This window comes from Paenibacillus sp. FSL R7-0340 (assembly GCF_038002205.1).
In the GTDB taxonomy this organism is placed as follows: domain Bacteria; phylum Bacillota; class Bacilli; order Paenibacillales; family Paenibacillaceae; genus Paenibacillus; species Paenibacillus polymyxa_B.
Genome location: NZ_JBBOBY010000001.1, coordinates 4,087,834 through 4,101,992, shown reverse-complemented (window position 1 = coordinate 4,101,992; position 14,159 = coordinate 4,087,834). Strand labels below are relative to the sequence as shown.

Below are 14,159 nucleotides of genomic sequence, written 5' to 3'. Positions count from 1 at the left end.
ATATATGAAAGAACAGTTACGTTCCATTCACCCGCTGGCCTGGACGATTATTGTCGGTACAATTTTTGGACGGATGGCGACATCCATGAGTATCCCATTTTTGTCTATTTACCTTACCACCCGTCTAGGGGTGTCACCCTTTCATACGGGGGTGATCGTTTCGGTCAGCTCGTTGGTCGGCATTTTTGCCAGCTTTTACGGTGGATATATTTCAGATCGAATCGGACGGCGTAAGGTGATGCTGATGTCCATTGCGAGCTGGGCGCTTGTATTCGTTGCTTTTGCGTTGGCGGAAGCAGCCTGGGCCTTTTTTGTGATTAATGCTCTGAATGGGCTGTGCAGATCCTTGTTCGAGCCAACCTCACGGGCACTGTTATCAGATGTAACCCCGAAGGAGAAAAGACTGCTTATCTACAATATGAGATATGCGGCCATTAATGTTGGTGTGGTGGCAGGGCCGTTGCTTGGTTTAATGTTAGGATCTGCATCCACGGGTACGCCGTTTATGGTAGCTGCTGGTGTGTACGCATTGTACGGGGTACTGTTGTTGATCCAATTTGCCCGGTATGCATCGGATCTGCATATAGGTACAACGGCGGGAGAGGCTCCACTGCGGATGGGCGAGGCATTCCGTACAGCCAGCCGTGATCCGGTGTTTATGCCGATTTTGCTGGGAACGGTATTTTGTGTGATGGGCTATGCTCATTCCAATTCCACAATGCCTCAATTCTTGTCCTTATCCTTCGCAGAAGGAACCCGATGGTTTACATACATGCTGACGGTCAACGCGGTTTGTGTATTGGCATTTCAATATCCGCTGGTGCGATTGGCAAGTCGATTTTCCCCGGTGAATTCCTTGATTGCAGGGAATATATGTATTGCGGTCAGCCTGTTGCTGTGCGGTATGCTAAACTCAGGCTGGATGTTTATACTGGATATGGTGCTGTTTACGGTTGGTGAAGTGTTATTGTTCACGATGTTGGACGTACTGATTGACCAAATTGCAGATGCTCAATATAAAGGGACCTACTTCGGTACAATCGGCTTTAATAATTTGGGAAGCGTGCTGGCTCCTTTATTTGGTGGCTGGTTGCTGGATATCTATGGTCAAACGGCGCCGCTTGCCGTTTTTGTTCCGGTTGCCCTGTCGGTTGTGATTGGCATTCCGTTTCTTCTGGTCGCACGCCGCCGTCTGGCGCAGCGTACAGCACGGATCGCGGCTCAAGGAGGAGAATCGGTGCAGCAACTGTCATCATAAAAAGGGAGTTGAGTGCAGGATGAAGTCGGAAGAAAATGTGCTACGAATCATACAATATATGAATGATCCGCAGGTACTGCAAGACTTGCGATATGTGCGAGAGCTGAAGTTGCCGCAAGGATGTATTGCCGCAGGCTATGTACGTAACCGGGTTTGGGACAAGCTCCATGGCTATACAACTGCTACACCTTTAAACGATATTGATGTTATTTACTTTGACCCGAAAAATACGCTAGAGGAACGAGATGAGTATCTAGAATTGTCCTTGAACCGTAAGCAGGCTGGACGTAACTGGTCTGTCAAAAATCAGGCTCGGATGCATATTCGCAACGGAGAGGCTCCTTATTCCTCGATAGAGGATGCGATGAGCCGCTGGCCAGAGACGGCAACGGCTGTGGCGGTTAGATTGAATGACAAGGATCAAATAGAGGTCATTTGTCCGCATGGATTGGAAGATCTGCTGGATATGCGGGTACGGCAAAGTCCTTTGTTTCGTCACACAACGGCTTTTCGTCAGCGTGTATTTGAGAAGCAGTGGCTTGATAACTGGCCGTTGCTTATTATGGAGAATTAGAGGTAATCCTAATTTCAGGATATTAAGGAGAGACGACATACAATGTTTAAAAATATAAAAACAGATTCAGATCGTGAGGAGGTTCTGGAGCTGTTAACCTACGCTGTGCTGGATCATCCTGAACGCGGAGAAGCAGCTTTACGTACCTATCAAGCCTCGGATGACTGGAAGCTGTTCGGTGTAGAAGATGAAGGACTTATTGTAGGTATTGTTGGCTTTGAGGAGCAGGAGGATGGAACAACCGTAATTCGCCATCTGGCCGTGTTGCCTGAAAACCGTCATAGAGGATATGCCAGAGGCATGCTGCTTACGCTTATCCAGGAGCGTAATCCGAAACGGCTTACTGTGGACACGGATGCGGAGGGGGCAGATTTCTTCCGCAATGTGGGCTTTGCCGTATATGGATCAGAGGATTTGCCGGATGGTGGGCAATTCCATTGTGTATATGAAATAGACGAAGAATAAGCGAATCTCCGGGTCCCGCGTTCCTCTTTCTACATAAGATATGTTATGTAGAAAAAGGGAGGTGGGTTTCATTGGCGTACCACTATACAGCGATTGGAGATTCTTTAACAACAGGTGCGGGGACGTTGCTGAGCGGCGGATTTGTACCTATCTATCGGCGAATGGCAGAAAGACATCTCCGTACGCCAGTCAGTTACGAGAATCTGGGAATCAACGGGCTGACATCGCAGGAGTTGCTGTCAATGGTCCGCAACAATCCGCTTTTTCGGTCGGCGCTCAGCCGGGCTGAACTTATAACGGTAACGATCGGCGGGAATGATCTGCGCCCATACATCAGCGCCCTTGCTGGAGATTCCGGCTTGTCGGGTTCCTCCATTCCGCAAGCCCTGAATCACACAAAAGAACATGTGCGCCAAATTGTACATGCCCTGTATCAGATAAAGTCCGGTCAGCGTGAGCCATTTATCATCCGAATGGTGGGATTATATAATCCTTTTCCAGGGGTAAGGGAGGCGGGAGTGTATGTGCGCCAGTACAACTCGTTTCTCTACACATTGGGCGGACCCAATTACCGGGTGGCGAACATTTATCCCGCATTTGAGGGCTATGAACGGGCACTACTTTCGTTAGACCGGGTGCATCCGAACAGTCGTGGTTATCGCGTGATTGCAGAAGAGCTGAATCGGCTTGGTTATGCACCGTTACGGTGAGCGTGATAGGATGCTTGGGATCGGACAAAGTATATTAAAGAAAGAGGTTCATCATGGCAGTAGAAACTGACCATCATGAACCTCTTTCTTTGCATTTCGGCGTGCTGTTTAGCCGATTATTTTACGGAATAAGCTGCGCGCAGCCCACTTGCGCTCACTTCGTTTGCGGTATTTGGGCAGAGAGCGATAGACGGCAATGGACTGGTTAAAGGCTACAATGGCCTCATCCTTGCGTCCCAGCATACGGTACATCAAGCCTGTCAGATAATAGCCCTCACTGGAAGAAGACTGAATCTCCTGAAACTGCTGCAGATAATGAAGCGACTTATTGACGTCACGTTCCTTGAAAGCAGCGGCTAAATGCAAATAAGGCTCACCGTATTGCACCCGCGGGTTAATATCCAGTGCTTTCAATAAATGCTGTTCTCCAACCTCCAGATGGTTTGTGTGTACTTCAGCCGTTCCCCGTGCGTTCCAATAGTCTGCTGATTCTTCATAACGGGATTCAATTTCCAATAACAGCTCCAAAGCCTGCGGATATTTCTTGCTTTCGATCCAGATACGTGCCAAATCGAACTTGGCAGCCACATCGTTGGTGTTTAGCGCAATCTGTTGGCGCAATCGAGCGGCATTGCGTCTTCTTTTCCATGGTTTGCTGATGCTGGGCAATACACCGACAAAGCTGCGATCCAATATATAGATCACGATTAGGAGTACGAGCATTGCCAAAAACGGGTTGCCGAGCAAACTCCATAGTAGAGAGAAAATTAAAAATTTCCCAATCATTCTGCTCCAATCCTCCTGTGCATGTAACAATCCATACTTTCCACATTATAGCATAGGGTCACTTTAAGGGTCATTAGCATGATGAGATTTGGAAGGATGGTAGAGGGGGCGAGAAGAGAAATACTTATTTGTGATGCTCGATGTATAGTTTTACGAGAAAAGGAACCTTTTTTTATTTCCGCCAAAAGGTTGAACAGTCTGCCTTATCCAAAATATTAAACTCGATCATTTTCTCAAGTAATGAGAAATCAACTGGACTATCCCACTGGATACGTACCAACTGCTTGGTGTGATCATAGCCAGCCTGCACAATTAACTCAGAAAAATGATTAATCCCTGCCTTTTCAGGGGCAACGGCCAAATGATGTTTGGCTACGCTAAAGCCAATAATAAATGTGCCGTGATCCGTAAACATAGGTTGATTCCACGCAATTTTTGCCATTAAATTTGGAAACTTCTTGGTTACCCAAGCCAAAACCTCTTGCGTTCGGGCCCGATGTTGGGGGTTATCAATATGCTCTAAATATTCTGCAAAAGCTTCCATGTTGTTCCCTCCTTAATTAAAAATTATATCGTTCAGAAAAATTCCTCAAACCTATTTGTAATTAAATGGTTTAAATATCATTTTATCGCAGCAACATGTTTCTCAAGGAATAATTGTCTGTTGAATAATCAAAAATATATTTAGATATAAAAAACACCTTTTATGTCCTGTTATATTCCTCAGCAAGAATAGAGTGCAAACATGAATCATGAAACTCACCTTTGTAGTACCAGTGTTCACGCATCAAACCTTCACGTTGCATTCCGATCTGTTGCATAACCTTCTCAGAAGCCTTGTTTTCTGGACGACATGTTGCATAAATACGGTGGACAGCAAGTGTGCTAAATCCAAAGTCTAGTAACGCTCGTGCTGCCTCTGCTGCATAACCCTTCCCTTGATAATCTGGATTCAAAACGTAACCCAATTCTGCATTAGTATCTTTGACATGAATACCCATACCGCCGATCAGGATTCCATTATTTTTCAGACAAACGGCTAGTTCGTAGTCTTGTCGTGGCTGTTCCTGCTGCGAAGCTAAAACTTGTTCTATATATGCCTTTGTATCTTCTTCTGTATTCGGTCCCCAGGCTGTATATCTAGTAACTTCAGGCAATGACGTGTACGTATGTATACTTTCCCAATCAGATCTGAAAATATCACGAATGATGAGCCGGTTTGTCTCAAATTGCATAATTATTTATTCCTCCTGTCTATAGTCAAAAGACTCTACCTAGTATTTCAAAACGATTAATACCTCAATCCAATTTTTTAAGCGAACGTAGTCTTTAAACGTTATGACCTCCATTTTACAATGAATCCAGACCTTTTGCCGCCTGAACGCAATCCGCAAGGGAGCGTCCGGCAAAAGGCAATTAGAAGATAATGAATGTGGACTGGAATAGCCTACTGTTACTGGCTATCTGGTTCGTCCTAAAACAGCCTGCGCGCTGTTACGAAACGTTTCTGCCATTTATCGTCAAGCGTGTCAAAATGAACGCCGCGTTCTTTGGAGAATGTATGCAGCAATTTGTTGTTCCCTGCATAGATAGCCACATGGCCGATCTCTAGCCCGCGTGCGCTGAAGAACAGCAGGTCGCCTTTGCGCAGCTCGTTCAGCCCGACCTCCCGCCCTTCTTTAGCCTGATCATAAGAGACACGGGGGAGGTCGATAGAGAGCGTATGCTGGAACACTTCCCCCACAAAAGAAGAACAATCAAAGGTCGATGTCTGTCCGTTTGCTGCGCCGAATTCATAAGGGGTACCGAGAAATTTCTCTCCGTAGGCGATGAGTTCATCTCCCTGCCGTTCCGCCAGGGATGGGCTGGAATAGTCGCTGTATTTTGGTTTTGCCGATATGTATCCGGTCAGGTTGTCTTTAGTGCGCACTTCCAGCCAGAGAGCATTGGCCTCGCGGATGACGTGAACCTTTTCGCTGGCTGGAATAAGCCGCAGGGAAGGGGAAGCTCCCGATGAATCCGGTTCGCTGCGCAGGTTGACCCTGGAAAGAACTGTTGTGAAAAAATCGTCCCTGGAGGCAATCCGGATTGTCCGGGTAAGGGCATCCCACTTCACTGTGCTCCCAAGTGCTTCGCTCACAAAACGCAGTGGAATCATCGTGTTGCCCTCAACGATCTGTCCCGGAACATTCAGGGACAGCGTTTTGCCGTTTAGGGTAGCAACGAGTTCCCCGATGTGGTAGGTCAGCACCGTGTCGGTTTTGGTTGCTGTTACGGTTTTGCTGAATCCGTTCCAGGAAAGCACAGCTCCTTGCGCCTCAAACAACTGACGCATGGGGACGAGCGTTGTCCCGTCTAGCAGCAGCGGCTCGGCGGCAAGCTGAAGCGGGTGGTCATCCACATAAACGGTCGTCACTGGAGTCAGCGGTACCGACTTCGCATAAGACGGGTTTGCTTGGAGCAGCGATACTGCCAGCAGAGCCAGCAATACTCCCTTGTTGATTGTCATGCTGTCATCACCTCGTTGTTAATGTGTTCATCTAAGTTGTACGAGGCTTCCTCCGATTAGTTGTGTACCAAATATTGGATTCGTTTAAAAAACAAAACAAACAAAAATAAAACCAATAAATATCTGTGTTTTATTATTGACATCAAAATAAAATAAAGATAAAATTATAAATGTGAAATATTTCACTTTAGAGAATAATTCCGTATTTAGCGAGGCAACAAGAAGTGAATCCTTTAGGAGGCCGATTTTATATGAGCGCACATGTATTTTTTGTACCATCTATCAATCTTATGGGAACAGGCTGTTTGCATGAAGTTGGGCCGTATATAAAAGAACTGAATTTAAACAAAGCTCTAGTCGTTACGGATAAATTTTTGATGAAGAGTGGCATTGCAGGCAAGGTTACATCTTTGCTAGATGATATTGGATTGAACTATGCGGTATACGATGAAGTAAAACCAAATCCGACCTGTAAAAATGTACATGATGGTGTTCAGTTTCTGCAAGAAAACGGATGTGACTTTTTAATTTCGATTGGCGGAGGATCACCACAGGATACGGCTAAGGGAATCGGCATTATTGCTACCAACGGGGGACATATAACCGAGTATGAGGGCGTTCATAAATCCAAGCACAAATCGCTTCCTATTGTAGCTATTAATACCACAGCAGGAACATCGGCTGAAATCACGATCAATTATGTCATTACGGACGAAGAGCGCAAGGTCAAGATGGTTATGGTTGATAAGAATAGTGTAGCTACGATTTCGGTCAACGACCCTGAGCTGATGGTAGACAAACCCGCCGCGTTAACGGCAGCTACAGGGCTAGATGCTCTGACCCATGCTATTGAAGCTTTGGTTACGCCAGGTTCCTATCCTGTAACGAATGCGACTGCGTTGGCAGCAGTAGAGATTATTTTTAATCATTTGGCTCGTACAGTGAGCAACGGTCATGATATAGAAGCACGTGAGCAAATGGTATACGCTATTTTCTTGGGAGGACTTGCATTTAATAATGCCGGATTGGGTTACGTTCATGCGATGGCGCATCAGCTTGGCGGCGTATACGATTTGCCTCATGGTGTTTGTAATGCCATGCTGCTGCCGATTGTGGAGGAGGAGAATGCCAAGCATGTACCAGAGAAGTTTCGTGCCATCGCTAAGGTCATCGGTTTTGAAGATAAGGGGAAAACGGATAAGGAATGCGCAGACTATGTAATCCAAAGAATCAAAGACCTGTCGAAGGAAGTAGGGATTCCTTCCAAACTTTCTGAACTGGGTGTAAATGAAGTGGATTTGGATCTGCTTGCCGAGAACTCAATGAAGGATGCTTGCGCTCCGGGCAATCCGTTCATACCTAGCAAAGAACAAGTTATCGAGATGTTTAAGAAAATTCTTTAAATAAAAGATGCAATTATTTTACTAAATACTATAAGGGCTGTCCCAGGAACTGATCGAAGTATACTGGGAACGGCCCTTTTTATTCGCATTTTCTGCTAAGAGATTTGTGAGACTAGAGATAAGACAACCCCATTGAAGATTAAAGGCACAGCTCTCTCGGCTAAATCTGTAGGAGACTCTTTTTTTCCTTCCACATTCCAGCGAAAGGTTACACCATAAATGGACCAGCTTAAAATGGTCGCGGCAAGTTCTAACGTTCTTTGGTCTGTATTATTGGCTTCTCTTGTTATGAGTTGAAGTATGAATTGCTCTAATTGATTCTTAATATGTTCTTCCAGGATCGGTGCCACTGAATTATATTTATGAACGCATTGGTTACTTGAGTCGTGATAGTCACATAACGAAAGAATAAGTTTCTGAATGATCTCCTCCGACAAACGTGCCTCAGCATCAATCCTCTTGATAACATACTCCAAAAATGCGTCTGACAAAAGGGTTTCAAGCAGTGCATATTTATCTTGAAAATGTGCATAGAACGTGGCACGGTTAATGGTGGCTTTTTGGGTAATGTCATTGATCGTAATCGTGTAGAAGTCTTTCTTATTTAATTGGTCAACGAATGCGTCGAGAATTAATCTACGTGTTCGAATGACGCGCGGATCGTTTGGGTTGGGTGAGGTTACACCAGGCATCCTCAAGACACTCCTTTCAGGTAAATTAAATGATTCCCCCATTATAAACATGTGTTGTTTTGTCAACAAGTGAGTTTAGATATACAACAATTTTATAACTCTTTTGGTTAAGCAACAGAATGAACATTTTGTCGGTTGAATGATAAATTAAACATTGCTAACATTTCACTTGCACCCCGTTTGATGGTGCACGAGCTTTTTATATATCGCTAAAAACGATAAAAGAAAATGGGGAGGTACAATCCTTGAGTAATCAACCGCAAAATGTCCATTCAACAGAAGCTTTATTTCAACCTTATACCATTCATAATCTGACCCTACAGACTCGTATTGTAATGCCGGCAATGGGCCGCGCTTTTTCACCAAATGGTGTGCCAGGACCGGATGTAGCCGCTTATTATCGCCGTCGCGCAGAGAATGGTGTAGGTCTTATTATTACTGAAGGTGCAGTAATTGACCATCCTGCTGGAACAAGTGAGCCGAGGATACCTAATTTTTATGGAGAAGCGGCTTTAAACGGTTGGGCTGAAGTGGTCAGACAGGTTCATGAAGCCGGTAGTAAAATTTTTCCACAGATTTGGCATATGGGGATGGCTCGCCCTTTGGGATCTCAGCCGAACCCAGAAGCGCTGTCGATTGGTCCATCAGGGCTGGATCTGGAAGGAAAAAAAGTGACCGAGCCGATGACAGAAGAAGAAATCGTCAAGGTCATTGGGGCCTATGTCGATGCAGCTGCGAATGCAAAACGATTGGGCTTTGACGGCGTTGAAATTCACGGAGCGCACGGCTATCTGGTTGATCAATTCTTTTGGGAGAGAACGAACCAACGTACGGATCGCTATGGTGGCGATATCATAAAACGTGCACAATTCGCCATTGAGCTTGTGGAAGCTATTCGTGCTGAGGTTGGCCCTGATTACCCTATTGCCATGCGCCTATCCCAATGGAAAATGAATGATTACAACGCAAAGCCGTTCGATACACCGGATAAACTGGGGCAACTCCTGAATGTGTTAGTACAAGCGGGCGTGGACATCTTCCATTGCTCGACACGGCGCTTTTGGGTACCTGAATTTGAAGGCTCCGATTTGAGCTTTGCCGGATGGGTGAAGAAGCTGACTGGAAAAACCACGATTACGGTTGGCTCTGTAGGTCTGGATGAGGATTTTGTAAGTTATACGGAAGGGAAAGGGGCAGGACACCAAGATATTAATGAACTTCTGGAACGGCTGGACAACAATGAATTTGATCTGGTAGCTGTTGGGCGTGCGCTTCTGGGTGATCCTGCATGGGCTACAAAAATACGTGAAGGCCGAATTCATGATCTTCAAACCTTTACACCTGAGGTACTTCAAACGCTCAACTAAAACATATCATACTTCCAATATCTCTTTAAATAAACAGTGTAAGCCAAAATACTCAAAGTCAGGTAAGGAACTTTGGTGTTTTGGCTTTTTTATGCGTCTGCAATAGTAGTCCACCATGAACCATTTTAGATTAAGTCATATTTGCTTTAAAGTTTTCTTGGGTACTCAAGTATTGAATTTTCTTTAAAAGCTGCTCCATTTAACAAGCTCCTATCTATTTTAGATTTCATTATATCAAATTTAATCCTAGTTCTTTGAATCATTCATATGCTAAAACCAGATCAGACTGAAACCAACACTTGATATATATAGATGTCTATGTAATAATGCTTGTATGTTAAAAAATAATGCAGCTGCACTGATAGGAACCATTAGAGACTCGATCAATAAATTGATTGTGTCTGAGCTCGAATCGAATGGAATTGAAGGAATTGTTCCTACTCATGGTGGAATTCTAATGTTCCTTTATCAAAAGGACGGGCTTTCCATTAAGGAATTGACGCAAAAAATTTCTCGTCAGCAACCCACTGTCACTGTTTTGATAGACAAGCTAGTGAAGTTGGGGTATGTCGAAAGAAAAAAAGAAAGGGAGGATAGTCGGGTTACCTTGATATTTCTGACCGATAAGGGAAGAGAGATAGAGCCTGTATTTGAGATGATCTCCAATAGATTACAAGAAACCATCTATGGTGGTCTCAAAGATGAAGAAAAAGAACAGCTGGAATATTTGCTGGAGCATGTAAAAAACAGATTATAAATTTTTTTAAGTAAATGTATAGATATCTATATTAATATCAAAATAACAATAAAACATCTGGAGGTTATTAAAATGAAACATCTTATTATCTATGCTCACTCTAACGCAGAAAGCTTTAATCACGCGATACTCGAAACGGTTGTAAATACTCTGAAAGAAAAAGGTGACGAAGTCGTTGTACGTGATCTATATGCCCTTGATTTTCAACCTGTATTAAAACCTGAGGATACTGCCGCTATGAGAGCAGGGCAAACTCCGGCTGATATCAAAGTGGAGCAGGAATACATCTCACAATCGGATACAATTACTTTTATTTCTCCCATCTGGTGGACAGGTCTTCCTGCCATCCTGAAAGGTTACGTTGACCGTGTATTTGCATACGGATTTGCATATACGGCTGGTGCGGAAGGGATTAATAAGCTGCTTACAGGTAAAAAAGGTTTTATTGTGAATACACATGGTACTCCCAACGCGATCTACGATGAAATCGGTATGACCGCAGGATTGAAGATCACATCAGATACGGGAATTTTTGATTTCGTTGGAATTGAATCCGTCGGTCACTTGCTGCTTGGAAGTATTGGTTACCTTGATGAAGATGGTTATAAAGGACTGCTGAAGCAAGTCCAAGACACGGTTAAAACGGTGCTGTAAAGTCAGTTTATGTTCTCTTAGAAACGTAAGACATTCTTTAAATGATGAGGTCAACCCGTATTTAGTGGTTGGCCTTTTCTTATAGTGCTTATATATCTCCAACATCCCGGTTCATAGATCTTTTGAATTTGTAATAGCATCTTGGGGCAGATATAACTGGACATTCAAGGGTGTGTTGAAGCATGACTCTATGATCTTTCGACAGTTTTGGAATGTCCCTCTACGATTAAGTACATGTAAACGTCAATAGGGTCCTCACGTTCAATTTTAAAACCAAACCGTTCATAAAGACGTCTGGCTGAGCTTCCTTGCAGAACATTTAAGGTTACATGTTTTCCTTTTACATGATTTTGTTCTAGCAGATTTTTTAATATTTGACTGCCGACTCCTTTACCTTGGTAACTGGGATGAATATAAAAATGCTCCAATAAATAACCGTCTAATCTCGGTTTAAAAGCTATGCAGCCCACAAAAGAAGAGTCTTCCTCAATGATCCAGGTATGGACAGAATCGAATGCATCACGAAAGCGTTGACGAACTTTCTCTTCATCAAACCTTCCTAATCTGGTTAAATCGTTCCGCAGTACAATCGCCCGTAAATTAGCAATGCTTTCAATATCCGAATTGTGGGATTGGCGAAGAGTAAACCGTTTCATCTTATGTAACAACTCCTTTACCGTAAACTGGCAAGAGGTGATCAAGCGTATTTTTTCTTATTCGACGCTGAGCTCATTAACCCTTGTATTAAAATTCACAAATATTTCATTGTTATTATCGTGGGCAATTCATTATAGTACATAGTATTAATAGTTAACTGTATGTATTATGTGTTTTGCGGAGGTTCACTATGAAAGATTATGAACTAAGGGACGAATTGAGAGAATCCGTTAACCGGATTTATGACATGGAATTATTCAGTAGCCTGACGGAGCTTGTTCAGGGGGAAAACCATGTGCTTCAATATTTAGTTCAGCATCGGGATGATGAAATTAATCCTTCCTTGCTCAGCGATCATCTGCATGTATCCAGATCAAGAATTACGGCAGCGCTTACGGGATTAAGGAAAAAAGGCTATGTGACTATGGAAATGTCTGAGCATGACAGACGACGAATGTGTGTAAGGCTCACAGTAGATGGTGAATCGTTGATCAAACAGAAGCAACAGAGAATTGAGGGTTATTTTGAAGCGCTTGTAGTAGGTTTGGGTGAGAAGAATGTGAAGGATTTTATACGGTTAATTGAGCTTTCTTTGAGTATTATGAATGCGGGTTCTATTGAAAAATAACATAATGTGAGGGTGTACCGGGTGAGATATAAAATAATAGCAGACAGCTGCTGTGATTTAACGAGAGAGCTTAGAGAAGAGATGCAAGTTACTACAATTCCGTTAAATATGACGCTGGGAGATAAATGCTTCGTAGATGATGACACATTGGACTTGCCTCAGTTTATGGAAGAAATGAAAGCCTGTACAACCAAAATTGGATCCGCATCACCGTCACCTATGCTGTATAAGGAAGCCTTTCAAGGTACGCATACTTCTTTTGCCATTACATTATCCAGCAACCTGTCCAGTTCTTATTCCAGTGCATTGGTAGGAAAAGATATGGCGGAAGAAGAGGGGGCGGATGTTCATGTATTTGATTCGAAAAGCGCTTCGGCTGGACAGCTCTTGTTAGCTCTAAAACTACGCAAGCTAATCGACGAGGGCTATCATAAAAGCGAAATTATTTCTTCCTTGGAGAGCTTTATCAGCAAGATGAAAACGTACTTTGTTTTGGAAAATCTGGATAATTTGGTTAAAAACGGACGGATGAATAAAATCACAGGAAAGATACTTTCACTCTTGCATATCAGGCCTATTTTAGGCTCGGATGGTGACGGGAATATCGCATTTTTTACTCAAGCACGCGGTCAGAATCAAATTATCGAAAAGCTGGCAGATACTATTGAAAAAAGTGGCCGGGCTACCGAAGGAGAAAGCATCGTCATTACTCACTGCAATAATCCTGGGCTGGCGGAAAAATTAATGAATGCGCTGAAGAAACGCTATCAATTTAAAGATATTCATATTGTGTCCACCAGAGGGATTAGTTCAATGTATGCCAATGACAAAGGGATCATTATGGCTTTTTAAAAATATTCAGGGTTTATCCTCGCTGTATGGATAAACCCTTTTTAGTACACTGAGACTTTGCGGGAGTTCAAGCCTATCTCAATTTTTTAATGAGGACAGAAGCGTTTATACTGGCTTGAGTTCCTCCGGCTTGTGTTTGCAGGGTAACAGCAGTAGTAGAGCTATGGTTTCGCAGAGTAAGGACGTCACCGCATGCCAGAGCGAGGATAGCTTGCCCTGTGTTCTGTTGTGTCCCGGCTCCTGAGCCGTATACAGTTCCCACAGCCAGTGCGCCATTAATAAAGATGGCGAATTGGTTAGGTTCCATACCGGACACCGAAAAGTGAACTTCATATTTTCCAGCATCGGATACAGCAATCTGTGTAGTTCCTGGAACATGAGCAATTCCAGGTGTAAGTATACCGTTCGTATCCAAAATGACATCCCCTTCAATCGGAACAACTTGGGGCTTCACATTATAAATATAACCGAACTGCGCTAAATCACCTATGGTTCCAGGATCCCCATCAGGCCCTAAAGTGCCATGATTAATATTCACATTTACAAGTTGCTTTTTGACGATGATATCTTTTCCAACCCCTTTCCGTTTCGAGCGGACTTTTCTCTTTGGGGGCTTCTCCTCAAACTTTTTTTCTAACTTATCAAACCAGGCACGGACAAAAACATTTTTTTTACGGCCTTTTTTTCGTTTTAATTCAGGATGACCCAATACAAACACCTCCATATGGTTTGTTGTATACTACTCCATTCATCTAGAGGAGGCATGGATATCTGTCCTGTGATTCATAGGAAACGATCTATTTTGACTAAAAACGGGCTGCTGTACAAGGTGCATTCGTCTAGTATG

17 protein-coding genes are annotated in these 14,159 nt (G+C 43.6%); 10 read left to right on the top strand and 7 right to left on the bottom strand.

Annotated features, from left to right (window positions below; all coding sequences use genetic code 11):
- Nucleotides 1-4 precede the first annotated feature (4 nt).
- The 4 genes from MKX59_RS17975 to MKX59_RS17960 all read left to right on the top strand — a co-directional run bounded on the left by MKX59_RS17975 (nucleotide 5) and on the right by MKX59_RS17960 (nucleotide 3,007).
- Entirely contained in the window at nucleotides 5-1,258 is a 1,254-nt protein-coding gene (locus tag MKX59_RS17975) for an MDR family MFS transporter (protein WP_076264269.1), read from the top strand.
- Nucleotides 1,259-1,277: 19 nt separating this feature from the next.
- On the top strand, nucleotides 1,278-1,832 hold the full coding sequence (locus MKX59_RS17970; RefSeq protein WP_023988129.1) for a nucleotidyltransferase family protein: 555 nt from the start codon (nucleotides 1,278-1,280) through the stop codon (nucleotides 1,830-1,832).
- A 42-nt stretch (nucleotides 1,833-1,874) separates the two neighbouring features.
- Nucleotides 1,875-2,297, top strand: a complete 423-nt coding sequence (locus tag MKX59_RS17965) for a GNAT family N-acetyltransferase (protein ID WP_023988130.1) — start codon at nucleotides 1,875-1,877, stop codon at nucleotides 2,295-2,297.
- A 71-nt stretch (nucleotides 2,298-2,368) separates the two neighbouring features.
- The gene (locus MKX59_RS17960) at nucleotides 2,369-3,007 is read left to right on the top strand and encodes a GDSL-type esterase/lipase family protein (RefSeq protein WP_023988131.1); all 639 of its coding nucleotides are present in this window, start codon (nucleotides 2,369-2,371) and stop codon (nucleotides 3,005-3,007) included.
- A gap of 108 nt (nucleotides 3,008-3,115) precedes the next feature.
- Here the strand turns inward: MKX59_RS17960 and MKX59_RS17955 are convergent, their stop codons facing one another.
- The 4 genes from MKX59_RS17955 to MKX59_RS17940 form a co-directional block, all read right to left on the bottom strand.
- Nucleotides 3,116-3,793 (bottom strand): tetratricopeptide repeat protein, encoded by a 678-nt coding sequence (locus MKX59_RS17955; protein WP_340858684.1) that lies wholly within the window; start codon nucleotides 3,791-3,793, stop codon nucleotides 3,116-3,118.
- A 172-nt stretch (nucleotides 3,794-3,965) separates the two neighbouring features.
- The gene (locus MKX59_RS17950) at nucleotides 3,966-4,337 is read right to left on the bottom strand and encodes an iron chaperone (protein WP_075154066.1); all 372 of its coding nucleotides are present in this window, start codon (nucleotides 4,335-4,337) and stop codon (nucleotides 3,966-3,968) included.
- Nucleotides 4,338-4,497: 160 nt separating this feature from the next.
- Complete coding sequence (locus tag MKX59_RS17945; protein WP_340858683.1) at nucleotides 4,498-5,028, bottom strand: GNAT family N-acetyltransferase; 531 nt, start codon at nucleotides 5,026-5,028, stop codon at nucleotides 4,498-4,500.
- A 239-nt stretch (nucleotides 5,029-5,267) separates the two neighbouring features.
- A complete protein-coding gene (locus tag MKX59_RS17940; protein ID WP_340858682.1) occupies nucleotides 5,268-6,302 on the bottom strand; it encodes a C40 family peptidase in 1,035 nt (344 codons plus the stop codon).
- Between the two features lie 251 nt (nucleotides 6,303-6,553).
- Between MKX59_RS17940 and MKX59_RS17935 the strand changes: the two genes are divergently transcribed.
- Entirely contained in the window at nucleotides 6,554-7,705 is a 1,152-nt protein-coding gene (locus tag MKX59_RS17935) for an iron-containing alcohol dehydrogenase (RefSeq protein ID WP_023988139.1), read from the top strand.
- Between the two features lie 95 nt (nucleotides 7,706-7,800).
- Here MKX59_RS17935 and MKX59_RS17930 read toward each other — a convergent pair whose 3' ends face one another.
- Complete coding sequence (locus MKX59_RS17930) at nucleotides 7,801-8,397, bottom strand: TetR family transcriptional regulator (RefSeq protein ID WP_023988140.1); 597 nt, start codon at nucleotides 8,395-8,397, stop codon at nucleotides 7,801-7,803.
- A 245-nt stretch (nucleotides 8,398-8,642) separates the two neighbouring features.
- Between MKX59_RS17930 and MKX59_RS17925 the strand changes: the two genes are divergently transcribed.
- The 3 genes from MKX59_RS17925 (at nucleotide 8,643) to MKX59_RS17915 (ending at nucleotide 11,175) form a co-directional block, all read left to right on the top strand.
- Entirely contained in the window at nucleotides 8,643-9,764 is a 1,122-nt protein-coding gene (locus tag MKX59_RS17925) for an NADH:flavin oxidoreductase (RefSeq protein ID WP_023988141.1), read from the top strand.
- Between the two features lie 334 nt (nucleotides 9,765-10,098).
- Complete coding sequence (locus tag MKX59_RS17920; RefSeq protein ID WP_025718540.1) at nucleotides 10,099-10,521, top strand: MarR family winged helix-turn-helix transcriptional regulator; 423 nt, start codon at nucleotides 10,099-10,101, stop codon at nucleotides 10,519-10,521.
- A 72-nt stretch (nucleotides 10,522-10,593) separates the two neighbouring features.
- A complete protein-coding gene (locus MKX59_RS17915) occupies nucleotides 10,594-11,175 on the top strand; it encodes an NAD(P)H-dependent oxidoreductase (protein WP_028542747.1) in 582 nt (193 codons plus the stop codon).
- Nucleotides 11,176-11,363: 188 nt separating this feature from the next.
- Here the strand turns inward: MKX59_RS17915 and MKX59_RS17910 are convergent, their stop codons facing one another.
- Nucleotides 11,364-11,831, bottom strand: a complete 468-nt coding sequence (locus MKX59_RS17910; RefSeq protein WP_023988144.1) for a GNAT family N-acetyltransferase — start codon at nucleotides 11,829-11,831, stop codon at nucleotides 11,364-11,366.
- A 191-nt stretch (nucleotides 11,832-12,022) separates the two neighbouring features.
- On the opposite strand from MKX59_RS17910, the gene MKX59_RS17905 reads away from it, so the two are divergent.
- Together MKX59_RS17905 and MKX59_RS17900 are read left to right on the top strand one after the other, a co-directional pair.
- Nucleotides 12,023-12,460 (top strand): MarR family winged helix-turn-helix transcriptional regulator, encoded by a 438-nt coding sequence (locus MKX59_RS17905; RefSeq protein WP_023988145.1) that lies wholly within the window; start codon nucleotides 12,023-12,025, stop codon nucleotides 12,458-12,460.
- Between the two features lie 21 nt (nucleotides 12,461-12,481).
- On the top strand, nucleotides 12,482-13,312 hold the full coding sequence (locus tag MKX59_RS17900; RefSeq protein ID WP_023988146.1) for a DegV family protein: 831 nt from the start codon (nucleotides 12,482-12,484) through the stop codon (nucleotides 13,310-13,312).
- Nucleotides 13,313-13,385: 73 nt separating this feature from the next.
- On the opposite strand, the gene MKX59_RS17895 is transcribed toward MKX59_RS17900, so the two are convergent.
- Nucleotides 13,386-14,021, bottom strand: coding sequence for a hypothetical protein (locus MKX59_RS17895; protein WP_069080038.1), 636 nt, complete (start codon nucleotides 14,019-14,021; stop codon nucleotides 13,386-13,388).
- Nucleotides 14,022-14,159 lie beyond the last annotated feature (138 nt).

What these genes read in the sequence shown, in the direction of transcription:
- MKX59_RS17955 (WP_340858684.1), bottom strand. Translation starts at nt 3,793, where the DNA reads ATGATTGGGAAATTTTTAATTTTCTCTCTACTATGGAGTTTGCTCGGC.
- MKX59_RS17970 (WP_023988129.1), top strand. Translation starts at nt 1,278, where the DNA reads ATGAAGTCGGAAGAAAATGTGCTACGAATCATACAATATATGAATGAT.
- MKX59_RS17930 (WP_023988140.1), bottom strand. Translation starts at nt 8,397, where the DNA reads ATGCCTGGTGTAACCTCACCCAACCCAAACGATCCGCGCGTCATTCGA.
- MKX59_RS17915 (WP_028542747.1), top strand. Translation starts at nt 10,594, where the DNA reads ATGAAACATCTTATTATCTATGCTCACTCTAACGCAGAAAGCTTTAAT.
- MKX59_RS17965 (WP_023988130.1), top strand. Translation starts at nt 1,875, where the DNA reads ATGTTTAAAAATATAAAAACAGATTCAGATCGTGAGGAGGTTCTGGAG.
- MKX59_RS17920 (WP_025718540.1), top strand. Translation starts at nt 10,099, where the DNA reads ATGTTAAAAAATAATGCAGCTGCACTGATAGGAACCATTAGAGACTCG.
- MKX59_RS17910 (WP_023988144.1), bottom strand. Translation starts at nt 11,831, where the DNA reads ATGAAACGGTTTACTCTTCGCCAATCCCACAATTCGGATATTGAAAGC.
- MKX59_RS17975 (WP_076264269.1), top strand. Translation starts at nt 5, where the DNA reads ATGAAAGAACAGTTACGTTCCATTCACCCGCTGGCCTGGACGATTATT.
- MKX59_RS17950 (WP_075154066.1), bottom strand. Translation starts at nt 4,337, where the DNA reads ATGGAAGCTTTTGCAGAATATTTAGAGCATATTGATAACCCCCAACAT.
- MKX59_RS17905 (WP_023988145.1), top strand. Translation starts at nt 12,023, where the DNA reads ATGAAAGATTATGAACTAAGGGACGAATTGAGAGAATCCGTTAACCGG.
- MKX59_RS17945 (WP_340858683.1), bottom strand. Translation starts at nt 5,028, where the DNA reads ATGCAATTTGAGACAAACCGGCTCATCATTCGTGATATTTTCAGATCT.
- MKX59_RS17935 (WP_023988139.1), top strand. Translation starts at nt 6,554, where the DNA reads ATGAGCGCACATGTATTTTTTGTACCATCTATCAATCTTATGGGAACA.
- MKX59_RS17940 (WP_340858682.1), bottom strand. Translation starts at nt 6,302, where the DNA reads ATGACAATCAACAAGGGAGTATTGCTGGCTCTGCTGGCAGTATCGCTG.